The sequence below is a fragment of the Burkholderia sp. USMB20 genome (assembly GCF_000949135.2).
Classification (GTDB): Bacteria; Pseudomonadota; Gammaproteobacteria; order Burkholderiales; family Burkholderiaceae; genus Burkholderia.
In genome coordinates this window covers 678033-701540 of record NZ_JTAN02000012.1, presented here as the reverse complement: position 1 = coordinate 701540, position 23508 = coordinate 678033, and the positions used below count along the sequence as shown (strand labels likewise).

21 protein-coding genes, 1 tRNA gene and 1 pseudogene are annotated in these 23508 nt (G+C 62.9%); 8 read left to right on the top strand and 15 right to left on the bottom strand.

The annotated features are described in order from the left end of the window. Positions 1-200: 200 nt before the first annotated feature. The 4 genes from parC to PL79_RS16500 form a co-directional block, all read right to left on the bottom strand. Positions 201-2522 (bottom strand): DNA topoisomerase IV subunit A, encoded by a 2322-nt coding sequence (gene parC / locus PL79_RS16520; protein ID WP_044846423.1) that lies wholly within the window; start codon positions 2520-2522, stop codon positions 201-203. 62 nt (positions 2523-2584) lie between these two features. Further along, on the bottom strand, positions 2585-4567 hold the full coding sequence (locus tag PL79_RS16515; protein WP_044846422.1) for a DNA topoisomerase IV subunit B: 1983 nt from the start codon (positions 4565-4567) through the stop codon (positions 2585-2587). A gap of 266 nt (positions 4568-4833) precedes the next feature. Next, positions 4834-6783, bottom strand: coding sequence for an ATP-binding cassette domain-containing protein (locus PL79_RS16510; protein WP_044846421.1), 1950 nt, complete (start codon positions 6781-6783; stop codon positions 4834-4836). A 264-nt stretch (positions 6784-7047) separates the two neighbouring features. Further along, positions 7048-7455 carry a DUF4399 domain-containing protein gene (locus PL79_RS16500; protein WP_044846420.1) on the bottom strand — a complete coding sequence of 136 codons (408 nt, stop codon included), beginning with the start codon at positions 7453-7455 and terminating at the stop codon, positions 7048-7050. A gap of 198 nt (positions 7456-7653) precedes the next feature. On the opposite strand from PL79_RS16500, the gene PL79_RS16495 reads away from it, so the two are divergent. The 6 genes and pseudogenes from PL79_RS16495 to PL79_RS16470 all read left to right on the top strand — a co-directional run bounded on the left by PL79_RS16495 (position 7654) and on the right by PL79_RS16470 (position 11086). Next, the gene (locus PL79_RS16495; protein WP_006478164.1) at positions 7654-7836 is read left to right on the top strand and encodes a rubredoxin; all 183 of its coding nucleotides are present in this window, start codon (positions 7654-7656) and stop codon (positions 7834-7836) included. Between the two features lie 147 nt (positions 7837-7983). Further along, positions 7984-8058 (top strand) — tRNA-Arg (locus PL79_RS16490). A 167-nt stretch (positions 8059-8225) separates the two neighbouring features. After that, positions 8226-9458: a tyrosine-type recombinase/integrase gene (locus PL79_RS16485; protein WP_044846419.1), complete on the top strand. Its 1233-nt coding sequence runs from the start codon at positions 8226-8228 to the stop codon at positions 9456-9458. A gap of 75 nt (positions 9459-9533) precedes the next feature. Next, the gene (locus tag PL79_RS16480) at positions 9534-10331 is read left to right on the top strand and encodes a restriction endonuclease (RefSeq protein ID WP_082088599.1); all 798 of its coding nucleotides are present in this window, start codon (positions 9534-9536) and stop codon (positions 10329-10331) included. Between the two features lie 20 nt (positions 10332-10351). After that, positions 10352-10526, top strand: a pseudogene (locus tag PL79_RS36635) (integrase); the annotation flags it as partial. Positions 10527-10543: 17 nt separating this feature from the next. Continuing rightward, entirely contained in the window at positions 10544-11086 is a 543-nt protein-coding gene (locus tag PL79_RS16470; protein WP_044846417.1) for a hypothetical protein, read from the top strand. A gap of 1497 nt (positions 11087-12583) precedes the next feature. On the opposite strand, the gene PL79_RS16460 is transcribed toward PL79_RS16470, so the two are convergent. After that, on the bottom strand, positions 12584-13498 hold the full coding sequence (locus PL79_RS16460; protein ID WP_044846416.1) for an integrase domain-containing protein: 915 nt from the start codon (positions 13496-13498) through the stop codon (positions 12584-12586). A gap of 961 nt (positions 13499-14459) precedes the next feature. On the opposite strand from PL79_RS16460, the gene PL79_RS16455 reads away from it, so the two are divergent. Together PL79_RS16455 and PL79_RS16450 are read left to right on the top strand one after the other, a co-directional pair. After that, positions 14460-14723 carry a hypothetical protein gene (locus tag PL79_RS16455; RefSeq protein ID WP_044846415.1) on the top strand — a complete coding sequence of 88 codons (264 nt, stop codon included), beginning with the start codon at positions 14460-14462 and terminating at the stop codon, positions 14721-14723. 101 nt (positions 14724-14824) lie between these two features. Further along, positions 14825-15133: a hypothetical protein gene (locus tag PL79_RS16450; protein WP_044846414.1), complete on the top strand. Its 309-nt coding sequence runs from the start codon at positions 14825-14827 to the stop codon at positions 15131-15133. 17 nt (positions 15134-15150) lie between these two features. Here PL79_RS16450 and PL79_RS16445 read toward each other — a convergent pair whose 3' ends face one another. The 10 genes from PL79_RS16445 to PL79_RS16400 form a co-directional block, all read right to left on the bottom strand. After that, the gene (locus PL79_RS16445) at positions 15151-17298 is read right to left on the bottom strand and encodes a hypothetical protein (protein WP_135801074.1); all 2148 of its coding nucleotides are present in this window, start codon (positions 17296-17298) and stop codon (positions 15151-15153) included. Between the two features lie 10 nt (positions 17299-17308). Next, positions 17309-19270, bottom strand: coding sequence for a hypothetical protein (locus tag PL79_RS16440; protein WP_052664723.1), 1962 nt, complete (start codon positions 19268-19270; stop codon positions 17309-17311). A 12-nt stretch (positions 19271-19282) separates the two neighbouring features. Continuing rightward, positions 19283-19642 (bottom strand): hypothetical protein, encoded by a 360-nt coding sequence (locus PL79_RS16435; RefSeq protein WP_044846412.1) that lies wholly within the window; start codon positions 19640-19642, stop codon positions 19283-19285. 227 nt (positions 19643-19869) lie between these two features. Further along, positions 19870-20160: a hypothetical protein gene (locus PL79_RS16430; RefSeq protein WP_135801073.1), complete on the bottom strand. Its 291-nt coding sequence runs from the start codon at positions 20158-20160 to the stop codon at positions 19870-19872. Beyond that, positions 20138-20554: a DUF5681 domain-containing protein gene (locus tag PL79_RS16425; protein ID WP_044846410.1), complete on the bottom strand. Its 417-nt coding sequence runs from the start codon at positions 20552-20554 to the stop codon at positions 20138-20140. Before PL79_RS16425 ends, PL79_RS16430 begins: the two co-directional genes overlap by 23 nt. Positions 20555-20596: 42 nt before the next feature. Beyond that, positions 20597-21562, bottom strand: coding sequence for an AAA family ATPase (locus PL79_RS16420; protein WP_044846409.1), 966 nt, complete (start codon positions 21560-21562; stop codon positions 20597-20599). Continuing rightward, entirely contained in the window at positions 21562-22071 is a 510-nt protein-coding gene (locus tag PL79_RS16415) for a hypothetical protein (RefSeq protein WP_044846408.1), read from the bottom strand. Before PL79_RS16415 ends, PL79_RS16420 begins: the two co-directional genes overlap by 1 nt. Positions 22072-22076: 5 nt before the next feature. Further along, positions 22077-22883 (bottom strand): hypothetical protein, encoded by an 807-nt coding sequence (locus PL79_RS16410; protein ID WP_044846407.1) that lies wholly within the window; start codon positions 22881-22883, stop codon positions 22077-22079. After that, positions 22880-23182 (bottom strand): helix-turn-helix domain-containing protein, encoded by a 303-nt coding sequence (locus tag PL79_RS16405; RefSeq protein ID WP_044846406.1) that lies wholly within the window; start codon positions 23180-23182, stop codon positions 22880-22882. The genes PL79_RS16410 and PL79_RS16405 overlap by 4 nt, the downstream gene beginning before the upstream one ends. 12 nt (positions 23183-23194) lie before the next feature. Continuing rightward, the gene (locus PL79_RS16400; protein ID WP_193759847.1) at positions 23195-23437 is read right to left on the bottom strand and encodes a helix-turn-helix transcriptional regulator; all 243 of its coding nucleotides are present in this window, start codon (positions 23435-23437) and stop codon (positions 23195-23197) included. Positions 23438-23508: the final 71 nt, after the last annotated feature.

The following is a 23508-nucleotide window of genomic DNA, read 5'->3' as shown; positions in this document are numbered from 1 at the left end:
CGCGCGGTCTCGAGCGACGTTCGACCGGCGGACCGCCGGTCGGTTCAGACCCTTGGCGGTATTTCACAATATTTGCAAGTTCCGCGTGACGGCGCCACGCTCGCTTTCCTGCATGCGTCGCCCAAAACAAACAGGCCGCACGCCCGCCGAAGCGGAGGTGCGGCCTTCGTTGCCGGTCGAACCGGCACCCGGATGCGGCGTCAGCCGAGCAGCGGACGCAGCTCGTTGACGACCTTGAGCTTCGTTTCCGGCGCGCGGCCCTTGCGTGCGCGCTTGCCGACGTGCGGCGCGAGCCCCGCGTACGACAGCGTTTCGTCCTGCGCCTTGCCGCCGCGCCCGGTGCCGATCAGCACGACACCGGCCGGGTCGATCGCGAGCGCCTGCACGAGCGTTTCCTTGTCGTCGAGCGCCATCAGGATCACGCCGCGGCCGCCGCCCGACAGCGTCTTCATCTCGTCCATCCCGAACACCAGCAGACGGCCGCCGCTCGACAGACACGCGACCTGCGTCGCGTTCGGCAGTACCGGCATCGGCGCGAGCGGCACCGCGCCTGCATCGATCGTCATGAACGACTTGCCGGCCTTCACGCGGCTCACCATGTCGCCGACCTTCGCGAGGAAGCCGAAGCCGTTGCTCGACGCGAGCAGCAGTTGCTGATCGGCCGGCGCCGCGTAGTAGTGCATCAGATGCGAGCCCGATTCGAGCTCGATCAGCGACGTGACCGGCACGCCGTCGCCGCGCCCGCCCGGCAGCACCGACACGTCGACCGAGTACACGCGGCCGCTGCTGCCCCATGCGATCAGGCGATCGGGCGTGCGGCACTGGAACGCCGCGTACAGGTGATCGCCGGCCTTGAACGTGAAGCCGGCCGGGTCGAGCCCATGGCCCTTCAGCGCGCGCACCCAGCCCTTCTGCGACACGACGACCGTCACCGGCTCGTCGACGACCTTCGCCTCGAACGTCGCGCGCTTTTCCTGCTGGATCAGCGTGCGGCGATCGTCGCCGTACTGCTTCGCGTCGGCCTCGATCTCCTTGATCATCAGCCGCTTCATCGCGCTTTCGTTCGCGAGCAGTTCCTCGAGCTTCGCCTTCTCGTCGCGCAGCGCCTCGAGCTCCTTCTCGATCTTGATCTTCTCCAGCCGCGCGAGCTGACGCAGGCGGATTTCGAGGATGTCTTCCGCCTGGCGGTCGGAGAGGCCGAACGCGCTCATCAGCGCGGCCTTCGGCTCGTCCGACTCGCGGATGATGCGGATCACCTCGTCGATGTTCAGGAAGACGATCATCCGCCCTTCGAGGATGTGGATGCGGTCGTCGACCTTCGCGAGACGATGGCGGCAGCGGCGCGTCATCGTCAGCTGGCGGAACTTCACCCATTCGTCGAGGATCGTCAGCAGGCCCTTCTGGCCCGGCCGGCCGTCGGCGCCGATCATCACGAGGTTCAGCGTCGCGTTCGATTCGAGGCTCGTGTACGCGAGCAGCGTGTTCACGAATTCCGTCTGGTCGATCGTGCGCGACTTCGGCTCGAACACGAGCCGCACCGCCGCTTCCTTGCCCGACTCGTCGCGCACCGCGTCGAGCAGGTCGAGCATCGCCTTCTTGGTGTTGAGCTGCTCGGGCGTGAGCGTCTTCTTGCCGAGCTTGAGCTTCGGGTTGGTCAGCTCCTCGATTTCCTCGAGCACCTTCTGGCCCGACGTGTTCGGCGGCAGCTCGGTGACGACGAGTTGCCACTGGCCGCGCGCGAGATCCTCGATCTTCCAGCGCGCGCGCACCTTCAGGCTGCCGCGGCCGGTTTCATAGGCCGCCGCGATCTCGGTGTCGCTCGAGATGATCTGGCCGCCGCCCGGGAAATCCGGGCCGGGAATGAGGTTCATCAGCTCCGCGTGCGAAAGCTTCGGATTGCGGATCAACGCGACCGCCGCCGCCGCGACCTCGCGCAGGTTGTGCGACGGGATTTCGGTGGCCAGGCCGACCGCGATGCCCGACGCGCCGTTCAGCAGCACGAACGGCATGCGGCTCGGCAGCGTCTTCGGCTCCTCGAACGAGCCGTCGTAGTTCGGCATGAAGTCGACCGTGCCCTGGTCGATCTCGTCGAGCAGCAGCTTCGAGATCGGTGTGAGCCGCGCTTCGGTGTAGCGCATCGCCGCCGCGCCGTCGCCGTCGCGCGAGCCGAAGTTGCCCTGTCCGTCGATCAGCGGATAGCGCAGCGAGAAATCCTGCGCGAGACGCACGAGCGCGTCGTACGCCGACTGGTCGCCGTGCGGGTGATATTTACCGAGCACGTCGCCGACCACGCGCGCCGACTTCACCGGCTTCGCGTCGGGGCCGAGGCCCATTTCGTTCATCGCGAACAGGATCCGGCGCTGCACCGGCTTCTGGCCGTCGCACACGTCGGGCAGCGCGCGGCTCTTCACGACGCTGACCGCGTAGCTGAGATACGCCTGCTCCGCGTAGTTGCCGAGCGTCAGCGCATCGGCTTCCGGTGCGTCGGACCCGGCGAAGAGATCGGAAGTATTGTCGTCCATCTGTATTCCGTATTCGTAAGTGGCGTGAGGCCGGGCCGGGCGTCATGCCCGGCCGCGCGGGTTTAGATGTCCGCTTCGACGTCGTTGCCCTTTTCCTCGAGCCAGCCGCGTCGCGCGGCTGCCTCGCCCTTGCCCATCAGCATCGTCATGCGCGCAACCGTCGCCTCGTAGTCGAGTTCGCCGAGCTTCACCGGCATCAGGCGGCGCGTGTCGGGATTCATCGTCGTGTCCCACAGCTGCTCCGCGCTCATTTCGCCGAGACCCTTGAAGCGGCTGATGCTCCACTGCGTTTCGCGCACGCCGTCCTTGCGCAGCTTGTCGAGCGTTGCCTCGAGTTCGCCGTCGTCGAGCGCATAGAGCTTCTGCGCGGGCTTCTTGCCGCGCGCAGGCGCATCGACGCGGAACAGCGGCGGCCGCGCGACATGCACGTGACCGCGCTCGATCAGCTGCGGGAAATGCTTGAAGAACAGCGTGAGCAGCAGCACCTGGATGTGCGAGCCGTCGACGTCCGCGTCCGACAGGATGCAGATCTTGCCGTAGCGCAGGTTCGACAGGTCGACGGTGTCGTCCGGGCTGTGCGGATCGACGCCGATCGCGACCGAGATGTCGTGCACCTCGTTGTTCGCGAACAGGCGATCGCGCTCGGTTTCCCACGTATTCAGCACCTTGCCGCGCAGCGGCAGGATCGCCTGGTACTCCTTGTCGCGGCCCATCTTCGCCGAACCGCCCGCCGAGTCGCCCTCGACGAGGAACAGTTCATTGCGCGCGATGTCTTCGGTCTCGCAATCGGTCAGCTTGCCCGGCAGCACCGCGACGCCCGAGCTCTTGCGCTTCTCGACCTTCTGGCCCGCGCGCGTGCGCGCCTGGGCCTGCTTGATCACCAGTTCGGCAAGCTTCTTGCCGTGCTCGACGTGCTGGTTCAGCCACAGTTCGAGCGCCGGACGCGAGAACGACGACACGAGCTTCACCGCGTCGCGGCTGTTCAGGCGCTCCTTGATCTGCCCCTGGAACTGCGGATCGAGCACCTTCGCGGACAGCACGAACGACACGCGCGCGAACACGTCTTCCGCGAGCAGCTTCACGCCCTTCGGCTGCAGGTTGTGCAGTTCGACGAAGCTCTTCACCGCCTGGTAGAGGCCGTCGCGCAGGCCCGACTCGTGCGTGCCGCCGGCCGGCGTCGGGATCAGGTTCACGTACGACTCGCGCACGAGCGAACCTTCCTCGCTCCATGCGACGACCCACGACGCGCCCTCGCCCTCGGCGAAGGTTTCGTCGGTCGAACGCGCATCGGCGAAACGCTCGCCTTCGAACAGCGGGATCAGCAGCTCGCTGCCGTTCATCTCGTCGAGCAGGTAGCCGCGCAGGCCGTCCTCGTATTTCCATGCCTGGCGCTCGCCGGTCTTCTCGTTGACGAGCACGACCTCGACGCCCGGCAGCAGCACGGCCTTCGAGCGCAGCAGACGCTGCAGCTCGCCGAGCGGCAGGTTCGGCGAATCGAAATACTTCGGATTCGGCCACACCTGCACGCGCGTGCCGGATTTCTTCTCGCCGCGGCCCGCGCCTTGCGTCGCGAGCGGTTTCACGACGTCGCCGTCGGCGAAGCCGAGTTCGGCGATCTTGCCGTCGCGCCAGACCGTCACGTCGAGACGCGTCGCGAGCGCGTTCGTCACCGACACGCCGACACCGTGCAGGCCGCCCGAGAACGTGTACGCGCCGCCGGCGGCCTTGTCGAACTTGCCGCCTGCGTGCAGGCGCGTGAACACGATCTCGACGACCGGCACGCCCTCTTCGGGATGCATCCCGAACGGGATGCCGCGGCCGTCGTCCTCGACCGACACCGACTGGTCGGCGTGCAGCGTGACCGTGATCTGCTTGCCGTAGCCGCCGAGCGCCTCGTCGGACGCGTTGTCGATGACTTCCTGGATGATGTGCAGCGGATTTTCGGTACGGGTGTACATGCCGGGCCGCTGCTTGACCGGCTCGAGGCCCTTGAGCACCTTGATCGATGCTTCGCTATAGGCCGCGCTGGGCTTCTTCGTTGACATAGGCGCTGAATTTCGTCATTCATCGGGACGTTGTCCACACCTCGTGTGGATAACGTCGTGGACAAAACGTTGAGTTCCGTAAAAAAGCGAATCGAAACAACGGTGTGCTTGGACTGCTCCGAAAGCGGGCGCGCGGCGTGCGCCGAGCGACCCGGGACGCGCGGTATTTTACTGGTTCCGCGTGGCGCGCCGTCGCAAGATCGTCGCACGGCGCTGCCGGCCGCCCGGCCGGCGCTCCGACGCGCCGGGCCGCCACGCGCGGTGCGTCAGACCGGCTTGCGCTTTGCCTCGAGCGTCTCCCACCGCTCGAGCGCGGCGAGGAGCTCGTCGTCGATCGCCGCGAACCGCTCGGTCAGGCGCGTGCCTTCCTGCGGATCCTTCGCGAAGATCGAGCCATCTTCGAGTTGCGCGTTGATCGTCTTCTGTTCTTCCTCGAGCGCCGCGATCTTCTCGGGCAGCGCATCGAGTTCGCGCTGCTCGTTGAACGACAGCTTCACCGTGCGCTGCGCGTTGCGGCCGGCCGCGCCTTTCGCCGCGTCTTCCTTGACCGGCGCCGCTTCCTTCACCGCGCGCTTCGCCGCTTCCTGCTGCGCGAGCTGCTGCGAACGCTCGCTCTGGATCTGCCAGTCGGTGAACCCGCCGACGTATTCGCGCCACTTGCCGTCGCCTTCGGCCGCGATCACCGATGTCACGACGTTGTCGAGGAACGCGCGATCGTGGCTGACGAGCAGCACCGTGCCGTCGTAGTCGGCCAGCAGCTCTTCGAGCAGTTCGAGCGTCGGGATGTCGAGGTCGTTGGTCGGTTCGTCGAGCACCAGCACGTTGGCCGGACGCGCGAACAGGCGCGCGAGCAGCAACCGGTTGCGCTCGCCGCCCGACAGCGACTTCACCGGCGAGCGCGCACGCTCCGGCGCGAACAGGAAGTCGCCGAGATAGCTCATCACGTGCTTGCGCACGCCGCCGATCTCGACCCATTCGCTACCGGGGCTGATGGTGTCGGCCAGGCTCTTTTCCTGGTCGAGCTGCGCGCGCATCTGGTCGAAATACGCGACCTGCAGGTTCGTGCCGGTGCGCACCGTGCCCGCGTCGGGCTTCAGTTCGCCGAGGATCAGCTTGAGCAGCGTGGTCTTGCCGGCGCCGTTCGGGCCGACGAAGCCGATCTTGTCGCCGCGCATCACGGTCGTCGAGAAGGTGTCGACGACCGTGCGCTCGCCGTAGCGCTTCGTCACGTCCGTCAGTTCCGCGACGATCTTGCCCGACTTCTCGCCCTGCGCGACGTCGAGCTTCACGTTGCCCTGCGAATTGCGGCGCTCCGCGCGCTCGTTGCGCATCTGCACCAGCCGCGCGATGCGGCCGACGCTGCGCGTGCGGCGCGCCTCGACGCCCTTGCGGATCCACACTTCTTCCTGCGCGAGCAGCTTGTCGAACTTCTCGTTTTCCACGCGCTCGACTTCGAGCTGCTGCGCCTTGCGCGTCTGGTACGCGGAGAAATTGCCCGGATACGACAGCAGCCGGCCGCGATCGAGCTCGACGATACGGGTCGCGACGCGGTCGAGGAACGCGCGATCGTGCGTGATGAACAACAGGCCCGCACGCTGCGCGACCAGCAGTTCTTCCAGCCAGCGGATGCCGTCGAAGTCGAGGTGGTTGGTCGGTTCGTCGAGCAGGAGCACGTCGGGCTGCAGCACCAGTGCGCGCGCCAGCGCGACGCGTTTCTGCATCCCGCCCGACAATGCGTCGACCTGCGCGTCGCCGTCGGTCAGGCCGATCTGCGCGAGCGTCATCGATACGCGCGTGCGCCAGTTCCATGCGTCGTGCGCATCGAGCGACGACTGCAGCGCGTTCATCCGCGCGAGCAGCGCGTCGTGTTCGGCGCCTTCCGGTGTTTCCGCGAGGCGATGCGCGATCGAATCGTATTCTTCGAGCACTTCGCGCGTGTGCGTGAGCCCCGATGCCACGGCGTCGAACACGGTCGCGCCGGGTTCGAATTCGGGCTCCTGCGGCACATAGACGGTCACGAGCTCCTGCTGGCGCGTAATCAGCCCGTCATCGGGCTTCGCGAGCCCGGCGACGATCTTCAGCAGCGACGACTTGCCCGCGCCGTTGCGACCGATCAGGCCGACGCGCTCGCCGGCCTCCAGCGAGAAGTCCGCGTGATCGAGCAACGCGACGTGACCGAACGCGAGTTGCGCGCCGGTAATGGAATAAAGCGACATGGGGAGACGGCGAAGAGAGAAATCGGAAGCGCCCATTGTACCGGTGGCGGACGCCTGCGCCGGGATGGCCGGATGGACTAGGCCGGAGGGCGAATCATTTTGTGCTGCTTAAGCGTTGCGTCAGCGCTGCGTTTTTGCTGCGGTGGCATGATGGCGCGCGCTCGGCGGGCGGGGCCGGCATCGCGCGCGTCGACGTCACGGGGGGCCGGCGGCGGGCATCCGGCCGCAGCTTCCCGGCCGGGCGCCCGCAGGCGAAACGCGCGATTACTTCACGTTGATCGTGATTGTCGAGCTCAGCTCGGGACCGTACGAGCGATGCGCGCCTTCGCCGAGCTGCAGCGTCAGCGTGTGCTGGCCGGGCGGCAGCTTCAGGTCGGTTTCGGTCTGGCCCTTGCCGAAGTGCAGCGAATGGTCGGTGGCGGGAATCACGTCGCCCTTCGGCACCGGCTTGCCGTCGACCAGGAGGTGATGGTGGCCCGTGTCCGGCGTCATGTCGCCGGCCGGCTTGAGTTCCATCCCTTCAAGGCCGAACTTCACGTGCACGGGGCTCGACACCGTCGCACCATCCTTCGGCTCGGCGAAGTACACGCGCGCCTCGGCACGTGCGAGCGTCGACGCGGCCAGCGCCGCGACACAAACCACACCCGCGATCCATTTCTTCTTGTTGAGCATCGTTTTTCTCCTTCAGATTGAAAGGCTCACGAAGCATACACTGCGTGCCCGGCCCGCGCGATGACGGCCGTTGTTCGCGATGCGTACGTTTAAAACGACGTTGCGGAGGCGTTCGGCGAAATTCCGGTACCATTGCGCCTTTCGTCCGCCGGCCACGCCGCGGACGGCGTCACCGACTTTCATCATCCCGAGCGCCACATGAGCGAAGTAACCGAATACCAGAGCTGGGTCTGCCTGATTTGCGGGTGGGTCTACAACGAAGCGGAAGGCCTGCCCGACGAGGGCATCCCCGCCGGCACCCGTTTCGCCGACATTCCCGCCGACTGGCGCTGCCCGCTGTGCGACGTGGGCAAGGAAGATTTCGTCGTCGTCGATTTCTGATTCGGTTTTTTCGGACACGACCGGGGCGCGCGGCGCGTATCGGCACGCATTCCGGCCGCCGATGCGCGTCGCGTTTGCTATACTCTGCGCGCTGTCCACATCGCCGTCCCGGTCGCGTCTTCCGCACGCGATATCGCGGACATGGCTCTCCCCGTAGTTCAATGGATAGAACAAGCGCCTCCTAAGCGCTAGATACAGGTTCGATTCCTGTCGGGGGGACCACCTAAGTTCCCAACACTTCCCAAGTTTGCCCAAAAAGTCGCGCACAGCCTTGTGTCGCCTGGACTTTTGCTGCCATCATTGCCCAAGGTTGCCCAGTACAAGCAACCGAACTTGGGGGCATCTTTTGGGACATGCCTCCATGCCCCCAAACTTGATGCCCCCACGCCATGCCGAAGCGCGCCACCCCGCTGACCGAGATGCAGATCCGCAAGGCCAAGCCGGCCGAGAAGCCGTATCGCTTGGCGGATGGCAAAGGGTTGTATTTGGAGGTGATGCCGAACGGATCGCGGTACTGGCGCATGAAGTATCGCTTCGACGGTAAAGAGAAGCGCGCCGCCTTCGGCGTCTATCCGGAGGTGACACTCGCTGAAGCTCGGCAGGCCTGCCTCAATGCACGGAAGCAACTCGCCGCCGGCACCGATCCGACCGAGCAGAAACGCGAGGTCAAACGGACTCGGGCGATCGAGGCCGCATCGACGTTTGAAGCGGTCGCGCGTGAGTGGTTTGCGACCCAGAAGGATGGCTGGACCGAAGTGTATGGGGCCAAGGTGATCAGTTCGCTCGAGGTCGATGTTTTCCCCCGAGTCGGCCACCGTCCGATCCGAGACATCGAGGCGCCCGACATGCTCGAGATCCTGAGGGCCGTCGAATCCCGTGGCGTGAGAGAGACAGCAAAGCGCATCCTCCAGCGGTCGCGTGCAGTGTTCCAGTACGGGATCATGACCGGGCGATGCCCTCGCAATCCCGCCGCGGATATCGACGCCGAGACAGTTCTCAAGAAAGGGGCCGGCGTCCAACACATGGCACGAGTCAAGCCGGTCGAAATCCCGCAGCTCATGAGAGACATCGCCACGTACCAAGGCGATCTCGTCACGCGGCTGGCGCTCCGTTTCATGGCTCTGACGTTCACCCGGACAACCGAAATGATCAATGCCGAGTGGGACGAGTTTGACGAGCGCGCCGCCGAATGGCGGATTCCGCCGGCGCGGATGAAAATGCGTGATCCGCACATCGTCCCGCTGTCGCGCCAAGCGCTCGACGCACTGGCCGCGTTGCGTGAGCTCAACGGTGGCCATCGGCACGTCTTCTATAGCGTCCAGGGCCGAAGCCACATCTCGAATAACACAATGCTCTATGCGCTGTACCGGATGGGCTACAAGTCGAGGATGACAGGCCACGGGTTCCGCGGGCTGGCCGCTACCGTGTTGCGCGAGCTCGGTTACAGCCGGGACGTTGTTGACCGCCAGCTCGCTCACGCTGAACGCAACCAGGTCACTGCAGCATACGTGCACGCCGAGTTCCTGCCCGAGCGTCGCAAGATGATGCAACATTGGGCGGACCATCTGGATGCCCTTGAGGCCGGCGCAGTCGTGATCCCGATGGGCTTCTCGAGGAGCTAACGTCGGCATCTAACCTGCCCCGCGCGGGCATTGAGGACCAATCCATTAACCGCACTCCTGCCATTGGTCACGCAAATGTCAATTTGGGACTACCACGACTTTTCATGGGACCTCGGCCGCACCGTATCGCAATGCTCGACTTGCCTCTTTTGCCGATCCAGCCTGCAACGGTTGCCATCGCAATACAAAAACTTCGACGAGGAAAACTTTGAAGTCGCGGTCGCTCCTGCAGTCTGTCTCAGTTGTGGATGGTGGATGGTCAGTGTCGAGGAACAGGATCTCGAGCCGACGATATATTGGGAGGCCCACCCCGAAGACATCTTAGATGACGGCGTGCACCGCTATTCCGAGATTACCGGGGTAGCTGGAAGCCTCAGAGAGCTGGATCTGACAAACATCGAGCAACCGCTGCAGGACGTCCGCGACTTCCTCACACTCCAGTACAAAAAACGATTCGAACTGCATCCTCGGCTCTTCGAGGAGACCGTTGCGAGCGTCTTTCGCGATCGAGGGTTCCACGCCCGGGTTACTAGCTATTCGGGCGACGGCGGCATCGATGTCATTCTCGAGCGCCCTGGAGAGACGATCGGCGTGCAAGTGAAGCGATACAAGAACGCCATTTCTGCGGAGCAGATACGGTCACTGGCCGGTGCTCTTTTCATTGGTGGCTTCACCAAGGGAGTGTTTGTCACGACGTCTAGATTTCAACCGGGCGGCGCCGAAGTAAGTGCACTCGCAAGCGCCCGGGGAATGGCAATCGAATTACTGGACGCGCCTAGGTTCTTTGACGAACTCAAAATCGCACAGCGATCAAGATTCGCCGAACAAGACTTCGACCGATATTACGCCCTTGGCTTCTCCCGTTTCGAGTGACTCAGGGCTTGAGGCGTGCCGCGTCGATCATCGGAGCCCAGTTCGCGCACTCCGTGAAAGACCCGCGTGGGGCGCGTGTACAACCGCGTTGCCCACCTCCCCCAACGTCGCGAAATGATGCAGCGGTGGGCCGACTACCTTGACCAGCTCAAAGCGGGCGCGCAGATCATCCCAATAACAGCAACAAAAGGCTGAACCTCAACAAGACCATCATGGCGCTATCTATCATCGTCGACAAAGGCTTGACCGGACTTATCACCATCGTCACGTCAGGCATCGGTGCCTTCCTTGCGCTACGGGTCAAGGAAAAATACGACCGACGCGAGCAACTACGTGCAGCAGATCTAGAGGAATTCAAGAAAGTCACTGCTCACCTGTCCCAGGCTGTCGCCAGCGCCCTCTTGGAGCAAGATTTTCTTGCCGGCGTACGCCGCAGTGAGTTCTACGTACCCTTGTATGAGCTCCGCTACGAGTACCAAGACAACCGCACCTTTGTATTTCACGACAAGACGCTGAACACGCATTTTCAGAGCGTCCTCGCGGCAACCGGAGATTTCATGAATGCCATTGCCGAGTTGACAGTTCGGGAGGGTGACGAGCTGACGACGAGGCCCAGAGCTGAGAGGGTCTATTCCGACGATGATACCCGGCGCAGGCATGCTGAAGAGGCAAAAACGCTCAACGCGATGGCCAGGGAGCTAGGCAACAAATGCCGGTCGTTTCTTGATGCTGGAAAGCAGCGCCTACGTACCTAGCCAATTGGCTGTCAACTCGGGCGCCCGGGTCGATGCGGTTCGATCGACTTGCTGGCAGCGTGCCGGCGCGGAATGAATAGCCCCACTTCACACGCTGCGGGAGAATCCCGATAGGTCAGACCGCCTCACTAATGTCACGCTTGCAAGAAAGCAACAGTAACGAACTCGCCGTAACCGGCTCCTAGGGCGCTGCTATTGATGCAAGATTTTTGATTCGGCAGAGTTTGAGCGCGCCCCGAACACTTCGATCGGTGTTGGAGCAGATCCCCGCCAAATACACAACAGCACGGGTAGTCCTCATGCGCAAGCCGACGTATGATGAAGTCGTGGCGGTCCTAAAGCAGCAACGCGCAACCTGCGCCGAAATTAAGCATTTGCTTACCGATCTAGGATTCGACGTCCGCCGATGTGCTAGCGGAAACCACCACTCGTATATGCATCCGAGAATCAGGGGATTTCTAGGCAGTAACTACGACTGCGGTCACGGGAAAAATCCCGTCCCGCTTCAAGCGTACTTCCGAAAGATTCTGAAGGTTCTGACGACCTATGAAACCGACCTCCGCGCAATCGCCCCCTGATAACGGTCACGTTGTCACGGCGGACCGCTACCACATAACCGTCGACCGCGAGCGCATCGACGATACGTGGCAATTCGTCGGACGCGTCAAGGAGTTCCCTGACGTGGAAGTGTACGAAACCTCACAGGTCGCAGCGTACGAAGCTGCTTACTCTGTAGTGTGCTCCCTTCTCGAGTCCTATCACGTACACCATATCCGACCGCCAAGCCCAGTACGTTGACTGCGCCGTGTCGACCAAGTGGAGGGCTATTCCAGATGGTCAGGCCCTAGTCTAGAACTGAACGTCAGGATCACCATACAACGGTCCCGAGCGTCCACGATTCCCGACCGCAGCGGAAGGCACCGTCAATGCATCTCCCCCGTCCGCAGGCGGGAGTTCGGTTACAAATTCTGTCACTAGGTCAACGTCGACCAGATGAGCAGGGCTAGGATTGCGAGCCATATGGCCCATTTCCACAACCAATTCATGCTTTCTTCCCTTACTGGCCCCGACCCGGCGGGCAGGCGGCGGCATGTCTAGGTGTTCAAACCTGGACAAGCCGCGGAGAAATGCCGAGTGGAAAATGGAATGGCGCGGCACACGGATCATCCCGATCGGAGCAGCGGCGGCCTGACGGGTGCAGCGTCTGCGAGCTGCGCCTCGCGCGCGCGTAGTGGCTGTCGTCGCTGCGCCATCGGACTGGCGACAGACTGTCACACCCCTCTCGATCAAGCTAGCTCTGCTCGATACCCAACGGGATCAGCCAGCCAGCGATGCACCTCCTCGTTCCGCCAGACGGTGCAGCGTTGGGTCAGCTGAATCGGCTGTGGCGCGCGCCCCTCGAGGTAGCGCTTCCTCCATGTCTCCCGTGATACCCCAACGAACGGGGCAATCTGATTCCATCGGGAGATGCCGACGAGCGGCAGCGTAGCCACATGCTTATGCATGGCGCACCTCCGCCTCGGCAAGCACCTCGCGCCCGTAGACCCGCTCCACCCACGTTCCGCGTCCGTCACCGTGGCCTAGCCACGTTGACACGCCGGCGGCCGCTTCTCGGCGCGATACGCCGGCTGCCTTCTGCCGCTCCAGGTGCTCGGTCGCATACGCGTACCGGAGGCTGTGCGGCGCGCGCTCATCGGTCATGCCGACCTTGCGCACGACATAGTGGTAACGCTCCATCGCTCGCTTCAGATCCGGTTTTCGGACCAGCTTCCCGCCGTACTCGCTCGACAGTCCAATCGCACGCTCCACCAGCTCGGCGGCGCGCTGCCGATCCAATGGCGGGCTCCGTCGCGTCTTGCCACCCTTCGTCCCGTGGATGATGGTCACGAAGCCATCCCCGATCGGGCTCGCAAGCGCGCGCCGCCAATCAGCCAGCGATTTGATGCTTTGAACCGCCTCCCTCGCTCGCAGCCCGAGTTCGAGCTGCAGCTCGAGCACAACCGCAATGCCTGGATCGATCGCAGCAACGGCGGCGCGATATGGTTCCAGCTCGTCCCGCATCATCGGCCGTTTCGTGCCGACACGGCTTGCTCCCGACAGCCCGAGCGCCGCATTGCTCATCTTGTCAGCAAACGGCCGACGACCGATCCCTTCGAGCGCCGTTCGGATGTGCGTCATGTTGTTGACGGCCGTCCGCTTCGAGCATCCTCGGCCCGTCATGTCGTTCGACCAGGCCATCAGATGCTTCTCTTTGAGTTGACCGGTCGTGTGAACCTGAAAGCCCAAGTCCCACAGGAACCGCGCGAAACGCGCGAGCGACTTCTCCCGACCGTTGGAGGTCGAGTTTGCCTGTTTGCCACGCGCCCCGCGCGCAGCACGGCACAGGTCGGCCGTGAGAGATTTGTGCGACATGCGTACCCCGAATCCATGACGTGAGGCTCGACCCCCAGTTGTCTCCCTGTCCGCTGGACGGGGCCGCGAAAATGCAGCCGGGAGACAACAAACGGGGGCACGAGCCTCGGCCTGGTGAGATTGGGAGCGTTCTACGCCAGCCAGCTGACGCAGCCCAGCACGCATGAACCCGATGAAGTTCGACGCGTGGCGGGAAGACGCTTCCCCCGTTTGATCCGTGTTTTGGCTGTGCGACCGATCGGGGGGCGCCAATGCCCCGACCGCGCGAGTTGATGCGTACCGAGCGAGTCGGTACGAGATTTCAGACGCCGAGGCCGAGCACGCCGTCGATCGTCACGAGGACGATTGAGACGGACGCGACAAGGCACGGCGTTAGCGCTGGGGAGCGCACGTCACGGATTGATTGCCGCAGGAGCGGCACACGGGGATTGCACATCGCGCCTTTCGCAGGAAGCAAAGGCGATGGAGGGCTTCACCTATCGGCGAAGCAGTCACGAGTCCACCAGGAAACGATGGACGGATTTTGGGCGTGGGCCCTACTCAGTTCATTCGGTGATCGAGTCACCGCGCCCGCAGAGCGGGCTTTCAAAACATTTGCCGATCAGTTTCGGCGCACTTCAGTCGATGCCTTACCCAGGCGGGGTGTGAAGCAAGATTAGCGAGGCTCGTACGGCTTGGCAACAGTTTTTCAGCGGCCCGAGTCTAGCGCTCCAGAGTAGCGGTCGCGTCTACAGAGTGACGCATGCGACAGTTTCGGATGCGCATCGCTTTGCCCGCCGATTCGCAAAGTGACGCCATGAGCGACGACGAAATTGCACGTTGTGGTTTCGACACAGTGCGACGTGCCGGCGCCACTTCCTGCCGTCCACTCAAGGGACTCCACTCTCTGGCGGACAACCAGTGCGCCTCACCCTTCTCGGAAGCGTGTACGCTTTGGGTGCCACCTTCCTAGAGGACAACCATGTTCTATCGGAACGCCAACGGCTACGACGTCTATCTCTATGTCGAAGTGAAGAACCACGGGTTCGCCGGCACGAACGGCCGACCGGAGATCTTCGGCTTTCGAATCACGGCTGTTCCGACGGGGTTGCCGGAAAACTCATTCGAGGCGCAGCGGAAAGCATGCGAGCCAGAGGAAGGCTACCGGCGGCACGATCTGGCCTTTGCCATTGCAGAGGAGGTTGCCGGTCAGTTCGTATTGTCGTTACCGCAGGTGGGACGGTAGACAACGGGGCCACCGGTCATGGGCGCTCGGCTGATCTCGATCCGCGTTGCGGCTCGTTTCTCCGTCGCCTATCCTGAGTGGGATCGTCTGGGATATACCTCATGAGCCTCGCCCCTGCCATTGCCGGAACCGCCGCCGCGACGAGTGCGGCCGGCTTCACGGTTACCGACCGCGTGTTCGTCTACATCGGCGCAGCAATTCTCTTCGGGTTGATCGGTTTGATCCCGCTGTTGGCCGGGAAGCCCGAGCCCGAGCTAAGGCCCACGCCGCCGGACTGGGATGTGATGGACGATGAATCCAAGAATTCGGCGCCCCTCGTCACCGAGCAACCAATGACAATCGACGGCGAGGTGACGGAAGTGCAGGAAATACCAAAGTTGACCGGCCGTGGCTCCCGATGGGGACGATAGGCCGGTCACTCTTCTGGTTACGGATTTCCTTGAGGACCCGCGAGCTGCGGGACAGCGAGCGCCGGAATGTATTGCATGCGCCCCGACAATCCTTGCATCAATCCTCCGGCAACGGTGGCGGGCGCACCGACAGCGCGAGCATCGAGGTACGGCAGGAACTCGTGGGGATTGAGCAGCAGCCCGGCCAGTTGCCCGTTCAACCGTGCGCCGACCCGAGAGCCATTCAGCAAGCCACCAATACCACTCCCAAGTGCCGAGCCTACTCCAGCCCCAGCCGGGCCGAACAACGCCGCGCCGCCGGCAGCACCTGCGGCCTGAGCTGCATTGCCGAGAACGCTCCCGACTGCGCCACCTTGGAAGTTTCGCCCATACAACTGACGGGCCAGCCAGCCATTAGTAGCGAGGTTGTAAGCCGTATCGCTCCCGGGCGAACGAATCGAGTTGGAAACCGTAGCACGCTGCAAATCCTGTCCAATTCCTTGCAGCGTATTCAACGCGTTCGCGTCAATACCGAAATCCGCTCCACTCATTGCTCGCATCAACGCGGATCGATAGGGCATCAACTGGATCTGTGGCACCTGGCCGGCGTTCATAGATCTGGTTCCCAATCCATTCGCAATCTCTTGCCCCACCTGCATCGTATTGATCGGTACGCTGCCAGATGCATAGGCAGCGCGAGCCTGCTGCACGCCCGGAACATAACGTGTCATCCAGTTGTCGACATCCCCCTTAAGAGTCGTAAGCGACCCAACGCGCGTCGACGCGCCTTGCCGCTGCGCCTCATTGATCATGTCGCCAAGCGCTCGGCTCGTGTAGTCCAGTGCAGCCCCGTTTATCTGGCGACTTCCCCCCTCTAGCGGCCATACTGGCGCCACCCCGCGCCCTACAGCCGCATCGAGAGATGCGATCTGATTCGCCCGCCGCATGGCCTCCTGCATCTCCGGAATTTGTGCATAGCGCATGAATGCCGGTCCTACGTTCGCGGTTGCTTGATGCGCCGATTGATAGAGCGGTGTCGCCGCAGCCTCACGCGCTGCTTGAGCTGCTTGCATGTCGGCTGGGGTCCCGGCTACCCCCATAAGAGCGCCCCACCGTGCATCATTGTTATCGATGTTGCGCTGCTCGAGCGCCGTCTTGAACGCCGGATTGCTGTTCGCCATAGCCTTCTCAGTCTGAGCCAGGAAGGGCATTGCCCCGACCTGAGCGGTCGTCGGCATCGAACCAGGCACGTACACCGGTGCATTGCGGATATTGCTCGCCACCTGTGCAGCATCATTTCCGATTGCATTGGCGAATTGCTGCCCGACGTAGCCGCGTGGATTCAGCAGCGGCATCGCTGCGTTATAAGCAGCACGGCCTGCCCCAAGCAAACTGCCGATGACAGCCGGCGCGGCGACCCCCATACCTGCGCCCACTAGGGCATTACGCCCAACCTGAGGCCAGTACGGCTGATTGGGATCGATCGCGGTGCCCGCCGAAAGCATGGCGCCAGTCGCAGCATTCCCAATGCCAGCCCCAACCATTCGACCGGCCGTGCCGCCAATCGCAGGAAGCGCGGAAATACCATCCCGAATCACATTGCCAACTCGCAGCGCGCCGCCCATCGGCAACAGCATCGGTGCCACCATGCTCGACGCCTGTGCGCCGGGGGACGCCGTTTGCCTGAACTGGCTGTCAGCCGCGACCTGCGCTCCGACGTCGCTGTTTGCAGTGTTGGTCAACCAGTTGCCCACCGTCGAACCGCGCACGCTAGGAATCGCGTTGGCGCCAGCGGCAATGCCCTTTTCGACGAGGTTGGCGGCGTTGCTCGCGAGACTCGAAATGCCGTGCCACGCGCCGGAGCCGATCTGCTGCAGATTGCTCCACGTGTCAGGCGACGCACCGCCTGCCGCGAGGTCCTGCGCGAGCACCGGCGACGCTGCGCGCGCCGCAGGCGCAGTGGCCTTTGGCAAACCACCCTGCGACGCGATGAAGGTGTCCAGTGGGTCCGCAGCGTTGGCTGGCGGCGTTGCCGCGGTATTCCTGGAGGACCTGCCACCCGATTGCGTCAGACCGCCCTGGGACGAGATGAATGCATCGAGCGGATCAGCGCCGCTCGCGGGCATTTGCGGCGGTTGCGCTCCTGCACCAGCGCCGGGAGTGATGAAGCCGTATTGGTAGGGCATGGCGACCTCCTTAGCGCAGCAGGCCGACGTTCAAGCCCCAACGAAGGGCCTGCGCATCCTGCGGATTGTTCTTGGCCGCGGCGATCGCTTGATTGCGGGCGGCGCCGGACGGCATCTTGATGATTGCCGCTGCACTTGGCGTCATCATCTGATCAAACTGGTTTTCCCGCTGGTTGTACGCCCGGGCGTCGCCATTGGCGTATGCGTCGGAAAGATAGTCGCCCTTGACCATCCGCATCTGTACCTGTGCCTTGATCTGGCCCAGGCCGGTCTGGATTGCCTGCGGATTCATGCCGTACGATGGGATGGCGCCATCGACGATTGCCCGAGCGGCATCGGTGCTCATGCCGGACGAGGTCGACACCTGCGTGATAAGGTTGTCTCGCGCTTTATCAAACAATTGAGCGTCCGACGAGAAGATTCCCTGTACGTTGTACAGCTTGTTCGCCAGTGCCGGGCTCTTCGTCTGGGCGAAGTTCGACATGTCGTCTAGCATCGTCAGCGCGTACTGACCGGTGGACCGGGCCTGCCGCGCCTCCTTGTACGAGGTGTTCATGGTGTCGACCTGGCCCTGCGCCTGTGCCGTGGCGTCAGCCTGGGCGCCAAGGGGGGGCTGAGCAGCCATGAGGGCCCCATGGGATGTAGGCGTCATTCCACCGGATCGACCGAGAATGTCGCCAACATAGGATGCGACGGTCTTGCCATTGCTATCAGCGACGTTGCGAAGGAACGGCGTAGGACTTCCCGGAGGGGCGACATTACCTTCGCCAGAGAAGTAGGCCGTTGCAATGCGCCCGAGATCGCCACCGTATTGCTGGCTGTATGTGTTTAGAACTCGCTGAGCAACGGTATTGCGGTCTGCAACGTTATCCCACGACTCCCCGGGCTGCGCATAGCGGTTGAACGTTCCTTGTTGAATCTGGAGCGGGTTATCCGGAGCAGTTCGACCGCCGCTCGACTCTTGCTGGGCGAAAATTCCAGCTAAACCGCCAGTCGGTACGCCAGGCACACCGCCATTCGACGCGTCTGCGATATTTGCAGTGGACTGGAAAACGAAGCCGCCATGACCGCCATTCGCCGACGGGTCCCAAACCTGCTGAAGGTTGTACTGCGCTTTGCCGCCAGCCTGCGCAGCCGAACTCCCCCGAACCGCCTCCGTGCCGCCCGCAACGGGTGTGACCGACCATTGGCCGCTCGCATTGTCGTAGCTGTTCATATAGCCGGCCGGTGCCGCACCAGGCGTCGTCACGATCTTGCCATTCATAACGAATGGCGCGCCGGGGCGCAGTGAGACGATTCCGTCCTTCGTCAGGATGCCGCGCAATGCATTCTGATATTCGGGCGAGCCGTAACCATATGCGGCCGCGGCATTCTTCTGGACGTCCGTCGGCAATGCCATCTGGACCGAAGGATCGTACTGAAGCTGAGCCTTTGCGAAATCTATCCCGCCGGGCACACCGAGCATGCTGAGTCCCAATCCCTGGTTCAGAATGCGCCTGACGTTCGAATCCGTCGCCTGCGCTTGCGTCGGATAGAGGGAAGCCGCGGAGTCCGCTGCCGTCTGCGGAGATGGCGCGTATGCCCCCATTCCAGCCGAGATACCGGACAAGCCGGGCACGTTTGCCGAGCCGACGAGCGGCGGCGCGGGAGCGACGGATTCTTGTGTGGCGGTCGGCGCAGCGGCCGCGCTTGAGTTGCCTGCCATCAGCCCTTGCACCATCCGCAACCCCATCAGTTGCCGTTGCATAGCGAAGGCATCCTGCGCTCCCTGCATGCCCCCCTGTAAGCCCATGCCCAGCGCCGCGCCGTTCGTAACGGGCAATCGGGATGCACCCGACGCTTGCAACAGCGCGCCAGCCATGCCCATCAGGCCAGCGGTGTTCGGATTCGCCATCATTCCCATCAGGCCTCCTCCGAACGAAGGCACCTGATCCGATTCGCTGCTCGTAGAAATAGCATCCAACAGTCCCATGAGATTCCCCTGTTAATGAATCAAGACTTCCGAACGCTCGCCGTCAGCGTCCCGCTGAAGCAATGCCTTGTCGGCATCAGCATCGGTTTGCATCTGCTGTGCGCATCGCGTTGCTCCATCGACAATGACTTTTGCCGCCTCGACTGGATCTGCAATTCCCGTCGTCAATTCGTTAAGGCGATTCGTCAGGTAGCCGTGGAGGTTCACCATTTCAACGACACCAGCCATCAGATACCGGCGCTCCTCGCTCGATTCATCAAATTGGTCTGCCACCGGTTGTATGTGCGCATGGATGACCCTCAGTTGAGCCAGCGCGACATTCAACACAAGCTCCATATTCGCAACCTGGATTTGTTCGTCTGCATCTTTCATTTGCCACCTCCAATCGCCCCACATTGAACGTCCGCCCACGTCGTCCCTTCGGGGACTTCCTCAAAGCCGCTACGTCCAAGCGTCCAAATGAGGTGCGGGAGGCACTCCTTATCCTCGAGGTCAGTAATCACAATCGTGTCTACGGCGTACGACTCAGGCTGCCGTTGCTCGAGGCGCTCAACACGCGTTCTGAGGTTGATGTTTGCCATTGCATTGCTCTCCAATGATCACGATTCGGCTTGTTGCCCCGCGTTTGTTACGGCGCCTGCCCTCACCTTGCGAACGAGAAACCTGCCCGCTACGCGTTGACGCTTGATTTCCGCGATCGCCTCTTGCTCCAATTCGGATGCAGATTGACCGGCCGCGCACGGCATATAGGCTCCATTAACCGTAACGCCGTCAAAATCGCTTTCGTTATCCGAAGCGATGATCCGGCGAATGATGATCAGCGGGTCACTCTTGCCTCGTCGTTGCTCCAAGCACGCAACGCGCGCCTTAAGATTGTTGTTGCCTGCCATCGCCGTTGCCCTCCAAAGCCTCGATGCGTTTCACAAGATCATCGACTTCGACAATCCTCATCTGCGCGGTAACGACCTGCATCACTGCGGCTGCCTCATCGGGCGTGATCTCTCCCGCCGCCATCGCCCGTAAAACTGTTTCGCCCATCTGTGCTGGCGAGCCACCCAAGCTCTTGAGGCTGATTGGCTGATCCTTCGCCTTGATCGCTGGGATGCACCGGTCGATGCAGATGCGCAACGCAGTCGTATCGCCCGCCTTGGCAAGCTCGACCGCTTTCGCCACCAGGTCAGCGGCGTGCGGCTGGAGCAACTCGCGCAGCGCCGTGCGCTTGTCGCGCGTGCCCTTCGGTTTCCCGGCAGGATTTCCGCTCTGCCCTTTCCTGAACTGGGTCATTGCCCTGATTTCCTCCTGCTAAATTCAGTCTCAGCGCCCCAATCACCGCTGCCAGCCCTGCATCCACGTACCGGAATGCAGATCCAGATACCGCGCGCCACCGGCACGCACATCGCGAAACTGCAAGCTGGCAGCGTCGAACCAGAGGCGCACGGTACCTTCCCACGTGTGGTGCCGCTGCTTCGCGCAGATCAGTGCTGTGTCGGCTTGCTGCTCAGCCTCCTGGCGCTTCTCGTCGGAAAGCGTCTCCTTGCGCAGCGTCGCCTCTTTGGTCTTGTTCCGATGCACGATCAGCACGTTGTCGACCAGATCCGTGATCTCGCCGGCGCCCTTCATATCGAACTTATCCGGCACGACGGCTTCCTTCTCGCCCTTGCGTGCGTGGTGCACGAGATGAATGTGCACGCCCGTGTCGCGTGCCAGCGAACACAGCGAATCGACAAACGCTTTCTGGGCGGCATAGTCGTCCGGAGCGATGCCGCACTTGAGCAGGCTGTCGATCACGACGTGGTGCACGCCGAGCTCCTTGCGGCAGTACCGCGCGACCGCGAGCATGCGCGTGCGCTCGACCGTACCGACATGGGCGTATAGCCACAGACGCTCGTCAGTCCAGCGACCGAAGCCGCGGATGAATTCCGGCGCCGGCTTATCGGTGGCCGCTGCCTGGCGCGCGAGGCGCTCCATCGTCGCGATCGGGCGCATTTCCATCGAGGCGATGCACACGCGGTCGCCGGCCGACATGGCGTGCAGCATCACCTCGCCGAGGACGGCGGACTTGCCGTGACCGTTCACGCCACCCCAGAGCGTTACCTCACCCTCGCGGAAGCGAAGCGAATCGCCAACGCTGGCCCATGGCGACTCAGTACCAGGCGCGACTTCCTTCGGGCTATGCAGGTGCTCGACCAGGTCCTCGATAAACTCGCTCGCGCGGCGCACGTCCGCGCGGCCGTCGTCTGTATCGTTGACATAGGCGTTCCAGTCGATCGAATCGGGCAGCGTTCGGGCCATCAGGCCACCTCCTTGGCATTCTCATGAGCTTCGGCGACCACCTGCATTGCGAGGTGGCAGGCGTCGTCGTACGGATTCGGAATCGTGTCGCCCAATACGTCGAACAGGCGTCGAGCAAGTACGTGCGACGCGGGCCAACAGATCGGTGCGATCGCCATCGGGAACCAGTCAAACAACGCGAAATCCTGTCCCGGGACAACATGCGCCTCGCCGCAATGCACACGCGGACCTTCGCGGAAGGTCAGCACCAGCGTGTCAGGGACGGCGGCGGCGATATCCGACAGCGTGCTCAGCAGGTCACTCCAAGGCACGTGTATGGACGCGAACACCTCGACGTCCAGTGCTGTAACCGGTCGCCAGTCGTAACGCTCGCTTGGCGTCGCGCTGAGCGTCACATTCGCCCATGACAACGGACCGACAAGCGTGACCAACACCGGTAGTTCCGGCACGTTGCCGCTCTTGCGCATAGCGATCAGCTCGGCTGAGTTCCGCGGAAAACGTAGGTTCATGGCCGTCACCCGAAGATCCCTTCGGCCTGATGGCCATTAACGCGTCCGGACGGCTCGCCCAACCACGATGCGTTGAAGCCTCCCCATCCGCGAATCACGCAGGTGCGCACTGCGTCCGCCATTGAGACCCCCGCTTTGTCTGCCTCGGCCTTGGCGTCGTCGAAAGCCGTCACAGTCGGCGCCATACGTTTGGTTTTGCGAACTGCAAGCCAATCCTTCGCGATCTCAGGCGGAACGCCGAAAGACTCGAGATGCGCCTGCGCATCGAAGCGCGGAGCGCGTTGTTTTTGTTTGTTTGAAGACGAAGAAGAAGATGAAGATGAAGAGCCGTCACCCAAGGGGGGCTTTGGTGAAGCTTTGGTGCTATCACCCAAGGGGGGCTTTGGTGCGCCCTTCGATGCGCTGTCGTCGCCGGTCTGAAATCGCGACGACTCACCACGAACCGACCGCACGTACTCGTCCTTGACCATCCGCGACGAGTACCAGATCGGGCCCTCTTGCTCGGCAACCAGCGTCACCGGATCACCGTCACGACGGCCGGATCGCGGGACGTAGATGCACGCGGCGCACGTCTGCCCGTTGTCAGCCCCCTTCAACACGCCTTTGCTGACGATGGCCCTGAGCGTCTGGAGCGACGCGCCGATTGCTTGCGCGATCTCCTTGAGCGGCCAGCGCAATACGCCGTATTCCGCCGAGTCGTGCAGCAGGCACATCACGTCGATCCACACGCCTTTCTCGGCATGGGTGCAGCGTCGCAGGTTACTGTTCGCCTGCCAGTCGCCTGGGTAGAACTGGAATGACGGCCGCGTCATGCCGCTACCTCCCGCATCAGGTGGTAGCGTGCAACGCGATGCCAACCACCTTCCGGCGTGGCTTCCTGGGTCCACACCGTCGAGATCTCGACCCCGATGCGCCGCAGTTCCATGATGCGCGCAGCCGGATGCATGACGTCAATCAGGTGGCGCGCATCGAGAGTCGAGAGCGAACCGTGGTGATGAAGGAAAGCGAGAACGCGCGCGCGTTGAGCCGCGGCATCGTTGCTGCTATAGTGGGCTTGAGCTTTGTTTTGAGCCGCACCTTCAAGGGTTGCGGCTTTTTTATTGTTTGTCATCGACGCCCCCCCTTACGCAGCCATCGCTTGCGCTTGGTAGGCGGCTGGATTCTTCATCCAGCGGTGCACTTCCTCATTGCTGTAAACCGTGCACCGTTCAGTCCAGCGCTGTGGCTGCGGGGCACGACCTTCTTTCACCAGCTTGCGCCACGTTTCACGGCTGACCGGAATGAACAGCTGAAGCTGGTTCCAGCGGGAGAAGCCGACCGCGGGAAGCGTCGCGAGGGCCGTCTTGGTTTCGGCATTTGCACGCATGCTTTGTCGCTCCTTGGCGTCGTTTGCATGCGTAACAAGATGTCAGACTCTAATCAGTCAATGAAGTGAGG